This is a genomic window from Desulforegulaceae bacterium (genome assembly GCA_034006035.1).
Taxonomy (GTDB): domain Bacteria; phylum Desulfobacterota; class Desulfobacteria; order Desulfobacterales; family JACKCP01; genus JACKCP01.
Map to the genome: position 1 here is coordinate 88,007 of JAVETN010000010.1, position 17,425 is coordinate 105,431.

Below are 17,425 nucleotides of genomic sequence, written 5' to 3' on the forward strand. Positions count from 1 at the left end.
TATTCTCAATTTTAATTAAAATTACAATTATATAATCGCTTTTAAAAACATTTTACTCTTTAAGCTAAATTGAGCATTTTATATTTTCAAGATAAAAATGCATTTAAAGGTTTTCAAAAAAGTCATTGCCCTTGTCATCTATTACAAGAAAAGCTGGAAAATCATTTACTTTAATTTTAAAAACCGCCTCCATTCCAAGCTCTTCAAAATCTATAACCTCAATTGATTTTATACAATTTTTTCCTACAAGTGCGGCAGCTCCGCCTATTGCTCCAAGATAAAATCCTTTATATTTTTGGCAAGAGTTTTTTACAATTGAGGCTCTGTTCCCTTTGCCGATCATTACAAGAGAACCTTGGTTCTTTTGAAATGGTTCAGTATATGAATCCATTCTTGCTGAAGTTGTCGGCCCAAAAGAACCAGATGGAAACCCCAAGGGAACCTTTGCTGGACCTGCATAATATACAGGGTGATTTTTTATATAGGCTGGAAGTGTTTTTTCTTTTTCCAAAATTTCCAAAATTTTTGAATGGGCAATATCTCTGGCTACAATAATAGTTCCATTTAAAAGTATAGGGCTTGAAACACTTAATTTTGAAAGCTCTTCTCTTATTTTATCCATTGGCTGATCAAGATTTATTTTAGCAGGATTTTTAAAATCAACTTGTTCGTCGGGAAGATACTTTGAAGGATCTTTTTCTTTTTCTTCAAGAAAAATTCCATCCTCATTAATAAGCCCAAATTGATTCCTGTGAGCATAACAGCTGACCCCTATACTTACAAACACAGAAGCTCCATGCCTTGGAAGGCTTATGGCTTTGGTTGATAAAGCAAAGTATTTTCCTCCGTACTGAGCTCCCATTTTCGTGTTTACGCAGATATCAGAAATAATTTTTTCAATTTCAAAATCTCTTAAAGCATAATATTCACCTGATTTTGAAGGCTTGACATGTTCAAGCGAACCTGAAGTAAGGAGTTTTAAGGTTTTAAGATTCATTTCAGGAGAAGTTCCTCCAATCACAACACCGATATTATAAGGAGGGCAAGCTGCTGTTCCTATTTTTTTTATATTTGCTTCAAGAAAAGTTCTAAATTCAGCTGGCTTTAGAAGGGATTTATTTTCAGTAAAAAAGAATGTCTTATTGGAAGACCCTCCTCCTTTTGCTACAAAGTTGAATTTAAAATCATTTCCTTTTCCTGAATAAATATCTATTTGAGCCGGAAGATTTGTTTTTGAATTTATTTCTTCATAAAAAGATAAGGGAACAAGCTGTGAATACCTTAGGTTTTCATTTTTATATGTTTCAAAAACCCCTTCGCTCAAAGCTTTTTTTTCATCAAAATCTGTTAAGACTAAATTTCCTTTTTCAGCTGAAATTGTTGCAGTACCAGTATCTTGGCATAGAGGGAAAATTTTTGAAGATGAAATCACAGCATTTTCAATTAATTTTCTTGCAACAAATTTGTCATTTTCACTTGATTCTTTATCTTTTAAAATATCTGATAATTTTTGAAGATGAGATTTTGAAAAAAAATAGTTTATTTCTGAAAAACTTTTTTCTGCAATTGTTTTTAAGTCATCATACTCTATTTTAAGATAGTTTTTGTTATCAAACTTTAAAACAGAGCCCCCTTTACCAGAAACTTTTTCAAATTTTACGTTCCCAAAATCAAACATAGGATAAAGGGGTAAGTATTTAAATTCAGACATGTTTTGTAACCTTATTTAACCTAATTGATTTAAATATCTACCAGCTTAAATTTCACCAAACTTATAAAAAATTATCCCTGAAGTTTAAATTCTTAATTGAAATAAAACAAACTTCTAACTTTTGTTCAATCACTTACTAAAAAACAAAAAGTTGCTAACAAGGAATTATAAATAATACTACAATTTTGAAAAGATTGGAACATTAATCTACTAGACTTTAACTTGTCAATTAAAACAATGAGAACGGAATTTAAACAAACTTTATAGTTTTTGGTATAAAAGGAAAAAACTTGAATAAAAGCTGTTACAGGCTTGGGACAAAGAATTTTGAGAAAGGTTTGGGTAACCAGCCTCGGTCAAGGCTGGTTAATCTTACTATAGTTTTTAACTATTTAACTATTGGACCAGGAAGAGGTAAGACAGTCCTATTAAAAACAGTATTATTAGTAACTGCACCAATTATATAAAGAGCAATAAATCCTGCTGTAATCAGAACCCATCCTATAATCGGTTTTACCCCAGTTGAAGCAACCCCCATGTCAAGCAAAAAAATAAGCCATAAAGCTATGTCAAGGAGAATAACAACAATAAATAAAAGCAAAGATGTTTTCAAATAAGCAGGTGTTACTACTGTAAGAAACAAAGCTCCTGCCATCCAACACCATCCCTCGATAACTACATGAGGTGTAATCCCTGATTTAATCATGAAAAACTTTGCCAAAGTACTAAAGCAAGCAGCAAACATGAAAAAGGCACAAAAAAAGAGAAATACATTACCTCCTGTAACATTATGATCTTTTAGCTCAATAACGGCAACTGTAAACTGAACAATTCCGCCCCCAAAAAGCCAAGCAGCAAGCAAAGGCAGACCTGCTAATTCTATTTTACCAAGAAAAACAGCTCCAAAACCAAAACATGCTACAACAAGTGCTCCAAGCCCTGCAGGTGCAGGAGTTGCGAAGGAATGCTTAATTTCTGTCATAAAAATGCTCCTTTAATTTTAATGCTTTCAAGGGTAATTAAAAACTATTGTCTTTTGCTCATATATATTTAGGAGAGATATAAAAGCCTTAGTTATACTCATAAAACCCGCGACCTGTTTTTCGACCAAGCCTGCCTGCTTCAACATATTTTCTAAGCAATGGGCATGGACGATACTTGGAATCACCAAAACCTTTATGAAGAGTTTCCATGATTGCAAGACAGGTATCAAGACCAATGAGATCTGCCAGTGCAAGCGGGCCCATTGGATGATTCATACCAAGCTTCATCGCTGAGTCTATAGCCTCTTTTGTTCCCACACCGTGATAAAGTGTAAAAACAGCTTCATTAAGCATTGGCATAAGAATTCTGTTTGCTATAAATCCAGGAAAATCGCTTGACTCCGCAGGAGTTTTTCCAAACTTATCAATCAGGCCAATTGTAATATCAAAAGTTTTTTGATCAGTTTCAAGACCTCGGATAATTTCTACAAGCTTCATAACCGGAACTGGATTCATAAAATGCATTCCAATTACTTTTTCTGGCCTTTTTGTCTGGGATGCTATTCTTCCTATTGGAATGGAAGAAGTGTTTGTTGCAAGAATAATATCTTTTTTACAAATCCCATCAAGGTCTTTAAAAAGCTTAAACTTAAGATCTTCTCTTTCAACTGCAGCCTCTACAACAAAGTCAGCATCCTTTAAACCAGATAGATCTGATGAGGTTTTAATTCTTTTCATAATTTGATTTTTTTCATCATCAGTCATTCTTTCTTTGGATACAGATCTTGAAAGATTTTTTTCTATAACTGAAAGACCCTTTTCACATGCTTCATCGCTGATGTCATACATTATTACATCTAGGCCACTTTGAGCTGCAACCTGTGCAATTCCATTCCCCATTTGACCGGCCCCAACCACACCAAAAAGTTTAATTTCCATTTTGAATCCTTATTTTATTGATTTAGAAAATATTTACCTTTGTATTTTAAGATTAAGATATGCAATCACTATGCCACAGACTCCATCCCCAACTAAATCAATATATTAAAATATTAGAGCTGGAAATAAAAAAAGCAAACTAGCAAACCACAGCTACCATGTAACCAAACGGTTACCTTAGATGCTGTTAAAAACACGAACATTCAGGGTTAACAGTGGTTACATGATTGAAGGGGTGTTATCTACACATAATGTCACAATGAGCTCTAGCAAACTTTTCAAAAAAACCAGGACTTTATCTGGACTTATTTTGAGTTAACTGCTCTGTCCCAAGTTTTTAATGCACATAAGTCACCACACATTGTGCAAACATCTCTTTTACTGTCTTCAGAAGAATTCCTTCTTTTTCTTGCAAGCTCAGGATCTATTGAAAGTTCAAACATTTTTTCCCAGTCAAAATTTCTCCTGGCATCAGCCATTTCAAGATTTCTTTCCCAGGCACCTTTCACACCTTTTTCTATATCTCCTATATGAGCCGCAATTTTTGAAGTAACAACACCCAGTCTTACATCTTCAAGATCCGGAAGAGTAAGATGCTCTGCAGGTGTTACATAACAAAGAAAATCAGCTCCATTGGCTGCGGCAACAGCACCTCCAATTGCTCCGACAATGTGATCATATCCTGGAGCGACATCTGTAGGAAGCGGGCCTAAGACATAATATGGAGCATTTTCACAAAATCTTTTTTGCTGTTTCATATCCCCTGCAATTCTATTTAAAGGAACATGACCAGGCCCTTCAATCATTACCTGAACTCCCCTTGCCCTTGCTCTTTTAGTAAGTTCACCAAGAGTTATAAGTTCAGAAATTTGAGCTCGGTCCTCAGCATCACAGATTGCTCCAGGTCGGAGTCCGTCTCCAAGTGAAAGGGTGAGATCATATTTAAGGCAAATATCAAGAAGCTCATCAAAATATTCATATAATGGATTTTCCTTTTTATTTCTCACAATCCACTCTGCAAGAAAACTGCCGCCTCTTGAAACTATCCCCATTTTTCTATCACAATTTTCAAGAACTGAAACAGTATGCTTTGTAATTCCGCAATGAACTGTAATAAAATCAACCCCTGATTTTGCATGAAAAAGAATTTCTTCAAAAAGGTCTTCCTTAGTAAATTCAAGAGCCTGCCTTCCGCTTGATATATACTTTGACACAACCTTATAAATAGGCACTGTTCCTATCATTACAGGAGATTTTGAAATAATTTCTTTCAAAATTTCAGAAAGATTTCCCCCAGTGGAAAGATCCATAACAGCATCAGCTCCTGCCTCAACTGCTGTTTTAAGCTTTAAGAGCTCTGATTCCATACAATGACGGCTTGGAGAAGTCCCAATATTGGCGTTAACTTTGGTTTTTAAACCCTCTCCAATTCCAACAGCTCTAAAACTTCTGTTTTTATTTATTGGAATAACAACTCTTCCTGACTTGACCTTTTCACAAATTTCCTCAGGGCTATAATTTTCATCTTCTGCCACTTCTTCCATTGCTTTGGTAATTTTACCTTCAAGTGCATAAGTTAGCTGGGTAGCCATAATCTTTCCTTTTATTGTATAATTAAAATAAAAAAGCCGTTCCCTATAAAAAGAAACGGCTTAAATTCAATACTTTCTAAAATTTAAACTCGTTTCCCTACGCAGGCATAATCCTGATCAGGTGTTAAGGGTCACTCAAAGTGAGACTCTCAGTCATTAAGACACCCCTAACGAGTAAAAAATATTTTCAGTTGTTTAAAAACTTATGTCAAAGCAAATATATCATTTTTTTATTTTTATTTCTGGATAAAGTATTTTCACACAATCTGGGGAAATTCCATGGGAAAAAAGGCTTAGAAAACACTAACACACAACTTTATTTCTCCCTGTATTTTTAGCTTCATAAAGCTTTTCGTCGGCAATGGTTATAATATCGTAGGGATGATTATCATACAGCCAGTTTCCAGCGACTCCAAAGCTCATTGAAATTTTAAATTTCTCACTACCCCAGGAAAATTCAAAATCAAACAATTCTTTTCTAATTCTTTCCGCAACATCAAAAGCAGAATCAGCTTCAAGATCCGGTAAGACTAGAAGGAACTCTTCTCCACCCCATCTGCTGGCAAGATCTCCATCTCTGATTTTACTTTTCATAATTCGGGCGGTTTCTTTAAGAACATAGTCTCCGCAATCATGTCCATAAGTATCATTAACTTTTTTAAAATGATCCAAATCACAAAGGATAAAAGAAAAAAATCTTTTTATTTTTTTTTCTTTAACCTTTTCAAAATACTCGTGTACATATCTTCTGTTAAAAAGACCTGTCAACAAATCCCGCATTCCAATATCTTCTATTTTTTCATGCATCTTCCTTGTGAAAGAAACTACTATAATTGATATAATAATAATTAAAGCAGAATTAAAATAGATTTCAGCCCAGTTTATTGAAGTTTTTTCAAATCCAAAAAGATAATGGAAAAGATTAAAAACCTCAACCATCCACAGGGAAACTAAAATAGAGACAAACCCTAAACATTCTATAATAAGTATTTTTTTTAAAATTGTTCGCATAAAAACCGCTTAAATAAAGTCCATGGATTTAATCAACCTAAAGTTTTTAATTAAACTGTTAAAGTCAAATTGAGCATTTTTTTAACTCCAAAAACGCTCAATTCTAAAAAATTACCTGGTAAGCTGTCTGTATTTTATTCGCCTGGGAATTTCAGCAGCCTTTCCAAGTCTTTTCTTTTTGTCCTTTTCATAATCAGAATAGTTACCCTCGAACCAGACTAAATTTGAATCTCCTTCAAAAGCAAGAATATGGGTTGCCACTCTGTCAAGAAACCACCTGTCATGGCTTATTATCACAGCACAGCCTCCGAAATTTTCCAAAGCTTCTTCAAGAGCCCTCATTGTATTTACATCAAGATCATTTGTAGGTTCGTCAAGAAGTAAAACATTGGCTCCGTCTTTTAAAATACAGGCAAGATGAACCCTGTTTCTTTCACCGCCTGAAAGCATTTTTACCTGTTTTTGCTGGTCACTGCCTGAAAAATTAAATCTTCCTACATAAGCTCTTGAATTAACTTCTCTGCCTCCAAGCTCAATAGTGTCATTTCCTCCTGAAATAACTTCCCAAATGGATTTTTCAGGATCAAGAGTTCCCCTTAATTGATCAGCATATGCAAGCTTTACAGACTCGCCTATTGACAAAGTACCTGAAGTTGGCTTTTCCTGCCCTGTTATCATTTTGAAAAGAGTTGTTTTACCAGCACCATTGGGCCCGATAATTCCTACAATCCCACCGGGAGGAAGCATAAAATTCATATTTTCAAACAAAAGTTTATCATCAAAAGCCTTTGAAAGATTTTCAGCTTCAATCACCTTATTTCCAAGCCTTGGCCCCGGCGGAATATAAATTTTAAGATCTTCAATTCTTTTTTCACTGCCCTGCTTTAAAAGGGATTCATAAGAGTTTATTCTTGCTTTTGATTTTGCCTGTCTTCCTTTTGGAGACATTTTTATCCACTCAAGTTCCCTTTGAAGGGTTTTTTGTCTTTCAGTTTCTTTTTTATCTTCCAGGTTCAGTCTGTTTTGTTTCTGCTCAAGCCACGAAGAATAATTTCCCTTCCAGGGGATACCATAACCCTGATCAAGTTCCAAAATCCATCCTGCAACATTATCGAGAAAATACCTATCATGGGTAACAGCAATAATTGTACCTTGATAAGTATGAAGATGATGTTCAAGCCAAGCAATAGTTTCAGCGTCAAGATGGTTTGTGGGCTCGTCAAGAAGAAGAATATCTGGCTTTTGAAGCAAAAGCCTGCAAAGAGCCACTCTTCTTTTTTCACCGCCTGACAATACTTTTGTTTTTGTATCTGAAGGAGGACATCTCAATGCGTCCATTGCCATTTCAAGCCTTGAATCAACATCCCAGGCATCAAGAGTGTCTAATTTTTCCTGAAGTTCGCCCTGCTTTTCTATAAGTGCAGTCATTTCATCATCAGACATTGGTTCAGCAAATTTTTCACTTATTGAATTGTATTCTTTTAAAAGATCAACAAGCTCCTGCATTCCTTCTTCAACAATTTCTCTTACTGTTTTTTCAGGATCAAGCTCTGGTTCCTGCTCAAGAAATCCAACCGAATATCCAGGTGAAAGAACTGCCTCACCATTAAATTCTTTATCAACCCCTGCCATGATTCTTAAAAGAGTACTTTTCCCTGCTCCGTTAAGTCCTAAAACTCCAATTTTGGCTCCATAAAAATATGAAAGTGAAATATCTTTTATAACTGGTTTATTCTGATGAAATTTACTGACTTTCATCATTGAATAAATTATTTTATGCGGATCATTACTCATACTGCAAAACTCCTTGGATAATTAAATGGATAATTAAATTTTTAAGAATCTATATCTATACCAAGACAATAGGCTTTTGAACAGACTTTAAAGCTATGTTTTCAGCAAGAAATAAAAATCTAAAGAATCTAAGCCAATTTACTTTAGATTAACAGGAAACAGATGAATTAAATTTCAAACAAATTTAGCATTCCTCAACTGTAAAATACTTGCTTTTCTCCCATGATCAGGCTAATTTTTTTAAAAGCTCCCTAGGCAGCCCTAGAAAATAACATTTAAATACAGCACTAATTAAGCCTTTACAAAGAAAGCTCTGCTATTAGTTTTTTTAAAATTAAGCCTAATTTCAAAACTTTGCCTAAACAACAACCAAAAAAATTGATAAAAAAGCTATAATTGCACTCGGAGCTTTTTTTATCAAAAAATGGGCCTGGGCAAACACAGTTTCCTTATGTGCACATAACGCCCCTCAGGCTCCCTAATCCTTGTTAGGCAAAGTTACCTGAGTTATCAACCTCACCGCAAGTAACCCAATAGTTACATAATCCACGATTTTCCCGCTGATTTGTTTATTTAAGCTTCTACTTTATTGCCTGCAATTAGACAACTTAGTTGATAGAAAAAATTTATGGCACATAGATTGCAATGTATCTAGTTGCAGTACATTGCTAAATATTTCAAGACAGTCAAACTGCAAACTGATTAACAAAAAAACCTAGGATGAAAGCTAGAGTTTTTGGTGTAACCAGATATGCAAATAAAATTTGAGTTGAATAGGTTCTAACTCAGTCTAGTCTTGATTTAAAAAGGCATGAGATTAATTTTTAAACATTCAAAAAATTTTCAATTGTAAGAAAAAAGTTTCCAAATCTACATCAAACAAAAATGAAACAAAAGAATCTCTAACGGCTAAGATCACATTAAAATCAAATTAGAAATTAGGAGGTTGTTAATATTATGGGTAAATGGGAAAAAATCTATAAAAGCAAACTGGCAACGGCAGACGAAGTTGCTAAAGTTGTAAAATCAGGTGACTGGATAGAATATGCCTTTGGAGTATGTGCCTCTGATGCTTTTGACAAAGCTTTGGCAAAACGCAAGGATGAGCTCAATGATGTCAAAATTCGTTGTGATATCGGTGCATACCCCCATTATACACTGGAAGCTTGCACTGAGACTTTTACCTGGAACAGTTGGCATGTTGCTGCCCATGATAGAAAATGGATCGACAAAGGGCTTTATTACATTCCCATGAAATTCCATGAATGCCCTTTAATGACCCGAAAAGATTGTGCACCAAACGATATTTTTGTTTCCCAGGTGAGCCCCATGGATAAGCATGGTTATTTTAGTTGGGGAGCTGGTAATCCTAGTGCTATGGCTGCCTATGAAATTGCCAAGATTCGAATTCTTGAAGTAAACCCCAACATGCCCAGAGTACTTGGTGGTGGTCAGGAAAGTATTCATGTCAGCCAGATTGACCATCTCATAGAGGTGGACAATAATATACCCGTCCTTCCAGACGCTGAGCCCAGTGAGGTTGATATAAAAATTGCAGAACATATTATCCCTCTACTGAGAAATGGTTGCTGTATTCAATTAGGTATCGGAGGCGTACCAAACGCTGTTGGCGGAATGATCGCCGCTTCCGATCTAAAAGACTTAGGTGTTCATACTGAAATGTATGTTGATGCCTTCGTAAAAATGACAGAAGCTGGAAAAATTACAGGAAAATGCAAAAGTCTTGATACCTATAAACAGGTATTTTCATTTGCCATGGGTACACAAAAAGTCTATGACTTTATTGATGATAACCCGGGATGCATCTCGTATAATGTTGATTATGTAAACCACCCAAAGGTTATCGCCCAACTGGATAATATGGTATCCATCAATGCTTGTGTTGAAGTGGACTTGTTTGGACAGGTATGTTCTGAAAGTATTGGTACTCGTCACATCAGCGGTACAGGCGGGCAGCTAGACTTTGTAGAAGGAGCATACAAGTCAAAAGGTGGTCAAAGCTTTATTTGCACCCCATCAGTAAAGGAAGTTAAAGGGAAAAGAATTTCTTCCCTCAATCCTACTCTTGCCATAGGGGCCATAGTAACAACCCCCAGAACAGCCGCTCATATGATAGTAACAGAAAACGGAATTGCCAATCTAAAAGGCAAAAGTACCTGGGAGCGTGCAGAAGCATTGATTGCCATTGCTCACCCTGATTTTCAGGATCAACTGGTAAAAGATGCCGAAGCAATGAACATTTGGAGAAGATCCAACAAATAGCAAGCCATACTCCACCAAATAAACCCGGTGGAAATCAAGTAAATTTTTAAATCATCCTACTCCAGCTCTTATTGAGCTGGAGTTTTTTTAATTTAAAGATATAAGACCTTCAATTAGGGAATTAAATTTGAGCTAAATCCAAGTCTATAACTATTTATTTTATATGAAACTGTAAAGTTTAATACTATTTATCAAAAACTCAATAATGATATTTTTTACGATTCCCAATAAAAAACAACAAAGTAACAAAAACAGCCATAGCTTCTGCCGCCACAATAGATATCCAAATTCCATCCACTCCCCAGAATAATGGAAAAATTAAAACAGCAGCAACTTGAAACACAAGAGTTCTTAAAAAAGATATAAAAGCAGATGTCAACCCGTCGTTCATTGCAGTAAAAAAGGAGGAACCATAAATTCCAAATCCTGCAAACAAAAATGAAAAGGAAAAAATAAAAAACGCCCTTAACGTCATGGCCATCAATACTTGGTCATAGCCTACAAACAAAAGAGACAAGGGTCGTGAAAAAACTTGAGCAGCAATAAACATGAAAAAAGAAAAAACCCCAATAATGACAATACTCTTTTTTGTCAATCCCTTTAATTCATCATTATTATCAGCACCATAATGATAGCTTATCACCGGAGCCGAGCCAACAGAGTATCCAATAAACATAGCAATAAAAATCAACTCAACATACATGAGAACACCAAAGGCAGCAACCCCGTCTTCACCCGCATATTTCAGCAACTGCATATTATAAAGCATTCCAACAGTTGACATGGAAATAACATTAACCATTTCAGAAGAGCCATTAATAGATGCCTTGAGCAGTGTTTTTCCGTCAAATTTAGTTTTGGTCAATTGAAGAAGACTGGTGTTTTTCTTACTAAAATAAATTAAAGGAACAATACCTCCAACACACTCGCTTATAACAGTAGCTGCTGCTGCACCCACAAGCCCCCAGGAGAAAACAACAATAAACAAGATATCTAAAACTATATTAATTATGCCTGCCGCAACAGTAATACCCATTCCAATTTTGGGTTTTTCTGCAGTAGCAAACAGGCATTGGAACTCAATTTGAAGGACAAAAGCAGGAATTGAAATTAAAACAACTCGTCCGTAGAGAATACTGCCTTCCAGCAACTGCCCCTCTGCCCCAAGCGCAGCAGCGATGGGTCGAATAAAAACAATACCAAAAATAGTTAAAAAAACACTGATCACTATAGATACATAAATCAGAAGAGAAAAAATCTGATTTGCCTTTTCTTTTTCACCCTGGCCTATGGTTTTGGCAATCAAAGCACCACCACCGGTTCCAAACATAAAACCTACACATGCCAAAATCATAAGAAAAGGCATAATAAAGTTGACGGCCGCAAAGGGGGTTTTCCCTACAAAATTAGAAACAAAAAAACCGTCAACCACTCCATAAATAGAAGTAAAAACCAGCATGACTATAGATGGGAAGGTAAACCTTAATAATTTTTTATAGTTAAACCGGTCAGATAACTGAATCAACTTCTGTTCTTCCGCACCAGGATTTTACAAATTCAGCTACTACCGGAGTTAACTCTTTAATATTCCAATCTGTGGTATTTAGAGTTAATTGATAATCGTATCTGTCTCCCCAACTGTTCCCTGAAATAAGCTCGCAGACCTGAGCTCGATTTTTATCAACCCGACGAATCTTTTTTTCTATTTCTTTGGCAGTCAACTCCCTATATTCGGGATCAATTTCTATACAGCGAGAAATTTTTGCTTTCATATCAGCACAAACAAAAATATTGAAGGGCTTGTATTTTTTAAGCAGCACATCCGCATTTCTTCCCACAATGACAAAGTCTTTCCCGGTTGCTGCAATCTGCTCAATTACTTTTTTTTGTTCTAAGAGCAAACCTGTCTGGACAGAATGTAGAGAAATTCCAGCAATGGCTTTACGGAAAGTCAAGGGTCTTTTTTGCCATGTTTCCTGCTCTATGGCCCGTTCTACATAATTTTCATCCATACCCTTGTTTGAGGCTATAAAAGTAATAATTTCTTTGTCGTAATAATCACAGCCAAAAAAATCAGCCAACCTTTTACCAAGCTCTCTTCCTCCGCTGCCAAACTCTCGACTAATAGTAACGATTTGCATGCTCTCTCCCTTTATTAGAGCTCTTTAAATTTCTGCCTTACTAAAATACAATACTTAATTTGGGTTAAAGACTTTTTACGAATAAGATCATACAGAAAAAAACTTCCATCATTGTCAGCAATTTTAATTGTGTAGCTGGTCATTTGTTTATCTTCTGCAACAATTTACCTTAATAGTAAAGAAACTTTAGCAGCAAATTTTTACAAAAGACCAACCAGTTAAAAAAACTTGATGATACAAAAAATAAAGGGGAAATCAGCAGCATCTTTAAATGCTCGATTTCCCCTAAATAAACAAAAACTATTAAATTTTCCCATATAAAAAAGTTAGCCTGATAATAATCGCCTAACCCTTTGGAACCAATCTATTACCATTTATTCTTAAGGTATCTGTGCTCCATAGCCTTCTACAGCTCCAAAAAGATCAAATACTTTTTCATAGGGATAACGGTTACCATACATGGAAACCCGAACAGTTTCTGTTCCCTGCATATTCATCCCCAATGCATTTCTAAACTGGTTTAACGATGAATTTGGATTGAATGAAGAGGTTTGTGTGCCTGTAATTCCTATAAATCCTTTAAGATAAGGAGCCACTATTTTTTTACTAATGGCAGTTACTTCTTCTTCATTCATTTCTCTATTATTTTCGTATTTAACAAGCTGCTCTACATCTTCAAAGTTTTTTGCAAGAACATAGGTCCATCCACCACCGCCTGAAGGCATTACCAAATCGCCATTTCTATTGCCAAAAAACAAGTTGTTCCAAGCCGAAGTTACCCGCTTAGCTTCTTTCCTTTTATCAGCATCAATATAGGTACGATCCAAGGCTCCGTAATTGCTGCAGCCAAATATATTATTATAAACATCGGCATCAATACCAGTCATATAGCGAAACCCGTACCCCATGTCTTCCATATGTTTTGTGCGGCACCAAGTAAACAGCACTGTATTGTCATGAAACTCAACAAAAGACTCATTGGGTTTTGCCAGCCCGCTGCGCATCTCGCAGGCAGACATCCGGTTTGCTACAAATAAATTGTTCTTTATTTCAAAATGACCGCCTTTGCAGGACATTTGTATGGCAAAATGATATCCATTAAGGAATACACAATTTTGAATGGTAAGCTTACCTTCTGCCTCGCCGCTGATAAGCTGAAAGGCACTTTTCATACCCTCGGGCTGAACCACGGGAACTCCCTGTGGTGATTCTCCCACACCTACAATACGTCCGGTTTCGCAACCTTCGGGAGCAGAAGCTACTGGATTGTCATAAATAGGCATTACATAGGTATTTATTTGTCCCCGATCAAAAACAATCCCATCTACAAGTATAACTCCATCTCTTTTTCCAACTACCCGGATATCCATTATTCCCTGATTACCCGAAGTCATTTTCTGTGCAACACCAGGACGCATTGTAGTGCGAAACTTGATAGGATCTCTTTGAGTAAAATCATTGGAAAAACCGCCTACAATAGAAACATATTTGTTTACCTTTACCCAACCCTGCTCCAAATAGCCTAGATAATTTCCTTCAGCAACACAAATAACAGCACCTTCAGGAGCCTTGTCAATGGCTTTTTGCAAATCTTTTATGGGTTTAGCTAAACTACCGTCATTTCGGTTGCTGCCGTTAGCTACTGATACATATAAGGTCTTTGTTCCCTTGGGGATTTCAAACTGGGTATCAATTTTTTTTGCACTGACCTGTCCTTGAAATACAAAACCAAATACAAATAAACAGGCTATGGCCATTACTACTCTATTAGCTGTCGTTTTCATATTTTTGAATTTTCCTTTTAATGGTTATTCTTTTAGTTAATCAGCAATCAAGAACCCTTTTATCCTGTTTCAACTTCGAATTTAAAACTTAAACCTCAAATCAATCTTATTTTTCATCAATTACTGATTATCTAATTACTAGATCCACCCATTTTTTTAATCATCCTAAATACTTTTAATTCTTAATTTTCCTAATTTGTTTTTAAAAAATAAATTAGGAAAAAATTACTCATAACAATGCTTAGTTACCGCTAGTTTTTCAAACTGCACAAAAATCAATTCTTTAAACATTGTTTTTTTATTATCCATTCTATCTCCTTTTCCTTTTTTTTATTTATTTCTATTTGTTAGTGCAGGCATAATAAAAAGTCAAGAATCGTAGTTGATGAGTTTTATTAATAAAAAAAGAATTGGATACTTATCTAAAAAACTGGCGAGCAATTTTTTTGCTGGTTCCCAAACTCCAACTTTTTTCTGTTGGTTCCCAAGCTAGAGCTCTGCCCTTTACCCACATCTTTTATTCGAGGCTCGTTCCCAAGCCAGAACTTGGGAATTAGCAGAAAAGATGTGGGTAATGGGCAAGACTGGAGCTTAGAACAAGTTCAGAAAACTATTCTGATAAACAAAGGGTGTTGTTTTTCATTAAATATCTGGTATTGCAAGATAAACATTTGATTTCATATTCTGATTCAAATTTAAGAGTTTCACCACATCTGCAAACCCAGCCTATTTGCTTAGCTGGAACACCTGCCATAAGTGCAAAATCAGAAACATTTTTATTAACCACTGCTCCTGCTGCAATAAGGGCATATTTACCAATGGTTATTCCACATATTATTGTTGCATTGGCTCCAATTGAACATCCCTTTTTAAGAAGAGTGTTTTTGAACTCATCTTTTTTTTCAATAAAAGCCCTTGGATTAATCACATTTGTAAAAACACAAGAAGGCCCGCAAAAAACGCCGTCTTCAATTTCAACTCCATTGTATACAGATACATTGTTTTGAATTTTACAATTGCTTCCAATTTTTACATTGGGCCCTGCAACAACATTTTGTCCAAGGCTTGTATTGTTTCCAATTGTAGTGTTTTTAAGAATATGACAAAAATGCCAGATTTTGGCATTTTCACCAATTTTGCAGTTATCATCAACATAAGAAGACTCATGGACAAAGTAATTTTCAACCATTATAAAAATCCTTTATGCTTGAACAAACAAACAAGATATCTTTTTCTTCAAGAAACGGATGCATTGGCAAAGACATTACTTCCCGGCTTAGTTTTTCAGATACAGGAAAGTTTTTGGTATTTTCATTTAAATATTCAAAAGCTTCCTGTCTGTAAAGAGGAATTGGATAGTGAACTACTGTTGGAATATCTTTTGATTTTAAAAACTCCTGGAGTTCATTTCGTTTTTCAACTCTTATTGTATATTGAGCAAAAGTTGACAAATTATCTTTTAAAACTTCCGGAGTTTCAACTATCCCTTTTAAATTCTCGGTATAAATATTTGCAGCTTTATTTCTAAGGGTAATTTCATCTTTAAAATATTTTAATTTAACCCTTAAAACTGCCGCCTGAATTGTGTCAAGTCTTCCGTTTATTCCAATATATTTGTGTTTGTATCTTTTTTCCTGACCATGATTTAAAATAATTCTCATTTTTTCAGCTGTTTCAAAATTATTTGTAAAAATTGCTCCTCCGTCTCCAAAGCATCCAAGGGGTTTTGCAGGAAAAAAGCTTGTTGTTCCAATATCAGTTAAAGTGCCTGATTTTTTATTTTTATATTCTGCTCCAAAGGACTGGGCCCCGTCTTCAATCACCCATAAATTATGCTTTTTGGCAATTTTATTTATTTCATCATAGTCTGCACATTGCCCATAAAGTGAAACACTTATTATTCCTTTGGTTTTAGCAGTAATTTTTTCTTCAATACTTTTTGGGTCTATATTAAAAGTAATTGGGTCAATATCTGCAAAAACAGGTTTTGCTCCCAAAAATGCAATGGTTTCAGCAGTTGCTATAAAAGTAAAAGCCGGAACAATAATTTCATCACCTGGTTTTACATTAAGAGCCATCATTGGAATAACAAGGGCATCAGTTCCTGAAGAACAGCCTATGGCATTTTTTGAACCGGAAAATTCACAAAGCTCTTTTTCAAAAGCTTTTACATCTGGCCCATTAATAAAAGCTGTGTTTTCTATTACATTTTTAATAGCAAAATCTATCTCATCTTTATATTTTAAATATTGTTTTTTTAAGTCTACAAATTTCATAATCACCTGCGGATTAAGTTAAAAAAGTTTGCTGTAAATTAATATTGATGGACTCGTAAAAAGTCTATTTTAAATAACCAGCTAAAATTATTCAATATTTTAAATCATTTTCTTATTGATTTTTACTACAATATTGTATATATATCTAATAATATTAACATGTTAAAGATAGAGACTATGATTCGCATTAAAAATCACAATCAAAAAGAACTCTTTGCACCATGGGACTTTCTAAGCCCAAAACGTAAAAAAATGCTTTCAGAATCCTGGGCCGGCTTATTTCAAGAAGAAATTCTTCATAAATTACCAGTAAAAGAACTATCAGCTTACTTTAACTCTGGGTTTGGCAGGCCAACAAAAGAACTTCATACAGTTTTGGGAATTCTCATAATCCAGCAAATGTTTGACCTTACTGATGAAGAAACTGTGAATCAGCTGGCATTCAATATGCAGTGGCATTATGCATTAAATCTAACCGAAGAATCAGATGATGCCAAATATATATGCCCAAAAACTTTGTGGAATATGAGAAAAATAGTTATAGAAAATGCTTTGGATGAACTTCTTTTCAGCAATATAACTCAGCATTTAGTAAGTATTTTTAATGTAGATACTAATAAGCAAAGAATAGACTCTGTTCACATAAAATCAAATATGCGCAAGCTTGGAAGAATCACTATCTTTACTTCAGCTATTAACAAGTTTCTCGTTAATATGAAAAGAAGTCATAAAAACCTGTTTGATACTATCGATCAAAAAATTATAGACACATATTTATCAGAAAAATCCTTTAGTTTTGGTAGCCTAAAATTGACCCACTAAAGCACAAAATTGCAGCTGAAAATTGACCCACCCAAAGAAAACTTCTGATAATCTGAAAATATACAAAGACCAGATATCAGGAGAGAGGG

General features: G+C 35.0%; 13 protein-coding genes and 1 riboswitch. Of the genes, 2 read left to right on the forward strand and 11 right to left on the reverse strand.

Annotated elements, in window-relative coordinates; translation table 11 throughout:
* Window positions 1-103: 103 nt before the first annotated feature.
* The 6 genes from RBR53_08835 to ettA form a co-directional block, all read right to left on the reverse strand.
* Window positions 104-1,711, reverse strand: a complete 1,608-nt coding sequence (locus RBR53_08835) for a FumA C-terminus/TtdB family hydratase beta subunit (protein ID MDY0132761.1) — start codon at window positions 1,709-1,711, stop codon at window positions 104-106.
* A 388-nt stretch (window positions 1,712-2,099) separates the two neighbouring features.
* Window positions 2,100-2,693: a GPR1/FUN34/YaaH family transporter gene (locus RBR53_08840; GenBank protein ID MDY0132762.1), complete on the reverse strand. Its 594-nt coding sequence runs from the start codon at window positions 2,691-2,693 to the stop codon at window positions 2,100-2,102.
* A gap of 88 nt (window positions 2,694-2,781) precedes the next feature.
* Window positions 2,782-3,633, reverse strand: a complete 852-nt coding sequence (locus RBR53_08845) for a 3-hydroxybutyryl-CoA dehydrogenase (protein MDY0132763.1) — start codon at window positions 3,631-3,633, stop codon at window positions 2,782-2,784.
* Between the two features lie 305 nt (window positions 3,634-3,938).
* Window positions 3,939-5,225, reverse strand: coding sequence for a phosphomethylpyrimidine synthase ThiC (gene thiC, locus RBR53_08850; GenBank protein ID MDY0132764.1), 1,287 nt, complete (start codon window positions 5,223-5,225; stop codon window positions 3,939-3,941).
* Window positions 5,226-5,302: 77 nt separating this feature from the next.
* Window positions 5,303-5,404: riboswitch (TPP riboswitch) on the reverse strand.
* Between the two features lie 124 nt (window positions 5,405-5,528).
* Window positions 5,529-6,236, reverse strand: a complete 708-nt coding sequence (locus tag RBR53_08855) for a GGDEF domain-containing protein (protein MDY0132765.1) — start codon at window positions 6,234-6,236, stop codon at window positions 5,529-5,531.
* Between the two features lie 111 nt (window positions 6,237-6,347).
* Window positions 6,348-8,030 carry an energy-dependent translational throttle protein EttA gene (gene ettA / locus RBR53_08860; protein ID MDY0132766.1) on the reverse strand — a complete coding sequence of 561 codons (1,683 nt, stop codon included), beginning with the start codon at window positions 8,028-8,030 and terminating at the stop codon, window positions 6,348-6,350.
* Window positions 8,031-8,987: 957 nt separating this feature from the next.
* Between ettA and RBR53_08865 the strand changes: the two genes are divergently transcribed.
* Window positions 8,988-10,313, forward strand: coding sequence for an acetyl-CoA hydrolase/transferase C-terminal domain-containing protein (locus RBR53_08865; protein MDY0132767.1), 1,326 nt, complete (start codon window positions 8,988-8,990; stop codon window positions 10,311-10,313).
* A gap of 199 nt (window positions 10,314-10,512) precedes the next feature.
* Here the strand turns inward: RBR53_08865 and RBR53_08870 are convergent, their stop codons facing one another.
* The 5 genes from RBR53_08870 to RBR53_08890 form a co-directional block, all read right to left on the reverse strand.
* Entirely contained in the window at window positions 10,513-11,772 is a 1,260-nt protein-coding gene (locus RBR53_08870; protein MDY0132768.1) for an MATE family efflux transporter, read from the reverse strand.
* Between the two features lie 49 nt (window positions 11,773-11,821).
* Window positions 11,822-12,454 carry a cytidylate kinase-like family protein gene (locus RBR53_08875; protein ID MDY0132769.1) on the reverse strand — a complete coding sequence of 211 codons (633 nt, stop codon included), beginning with the start codon at window positions 12,452-12,454 and terminating at the stop codon, window positions 11,822-11,824.
* Window positions 12,455-12,834: 380 nt separating this feature from the next.
* Window positions 12,835-14,238 carry a hypothetical protein gene (locus tag RBR53_08880; protein MDY0132770.1) on the reverse strand — a complete coding sequence of 468 codons (1,404 nt, stop codon included), beginning with the start codon at window positions 14,236-14,238 and terminating at the stop codon, window positions 12,835-12,837.
* 610 nt (window positions 14,239-14,848) lie between these two features.
* Window positions 14,849-15,427, reverse strand: coding sequence for an acyltransferase (locus RBR53_08885; protein MDY0132771.1), 579 nt, complete (start codon window positions 15,425-15,427; stop codon window positions 14,849-14,851).
* Window positions 15,420-16,514: a DegT/DnrJ/EryC1/StrS family aminotransferase gene (locus RBR53_08890; GenBank protein ID MDY0132772.1), complete on the reverse strand. Its 1,095-nt coding sequence runs from the start codon at window positions 16,512-16,514 to the stop codon at window positions 15,420-15,422. Before RBR53_08890 ends, RBR53_08885 begins: the two co-directional genes overlap by 8 nt.
* 177 nt (window positions 16,515-16,691) lie before the next feature.
* On the opposite strand from RBR53_08890, the gene RBR53_08895 reads away from it, so the two are divergent.
* Window positions 16,692-17,336: a transposase gene (locus RBR53_08895; protein MDY0132773.1), complete on the forward strand. Its 645-nt coding sequence runs from the start codon at window positions 16,692-16,694 to the stop codon at window positions 17,334-17,336.
* Window positions 17,337-17,425 lie beyond the last annotated feature (89 nt).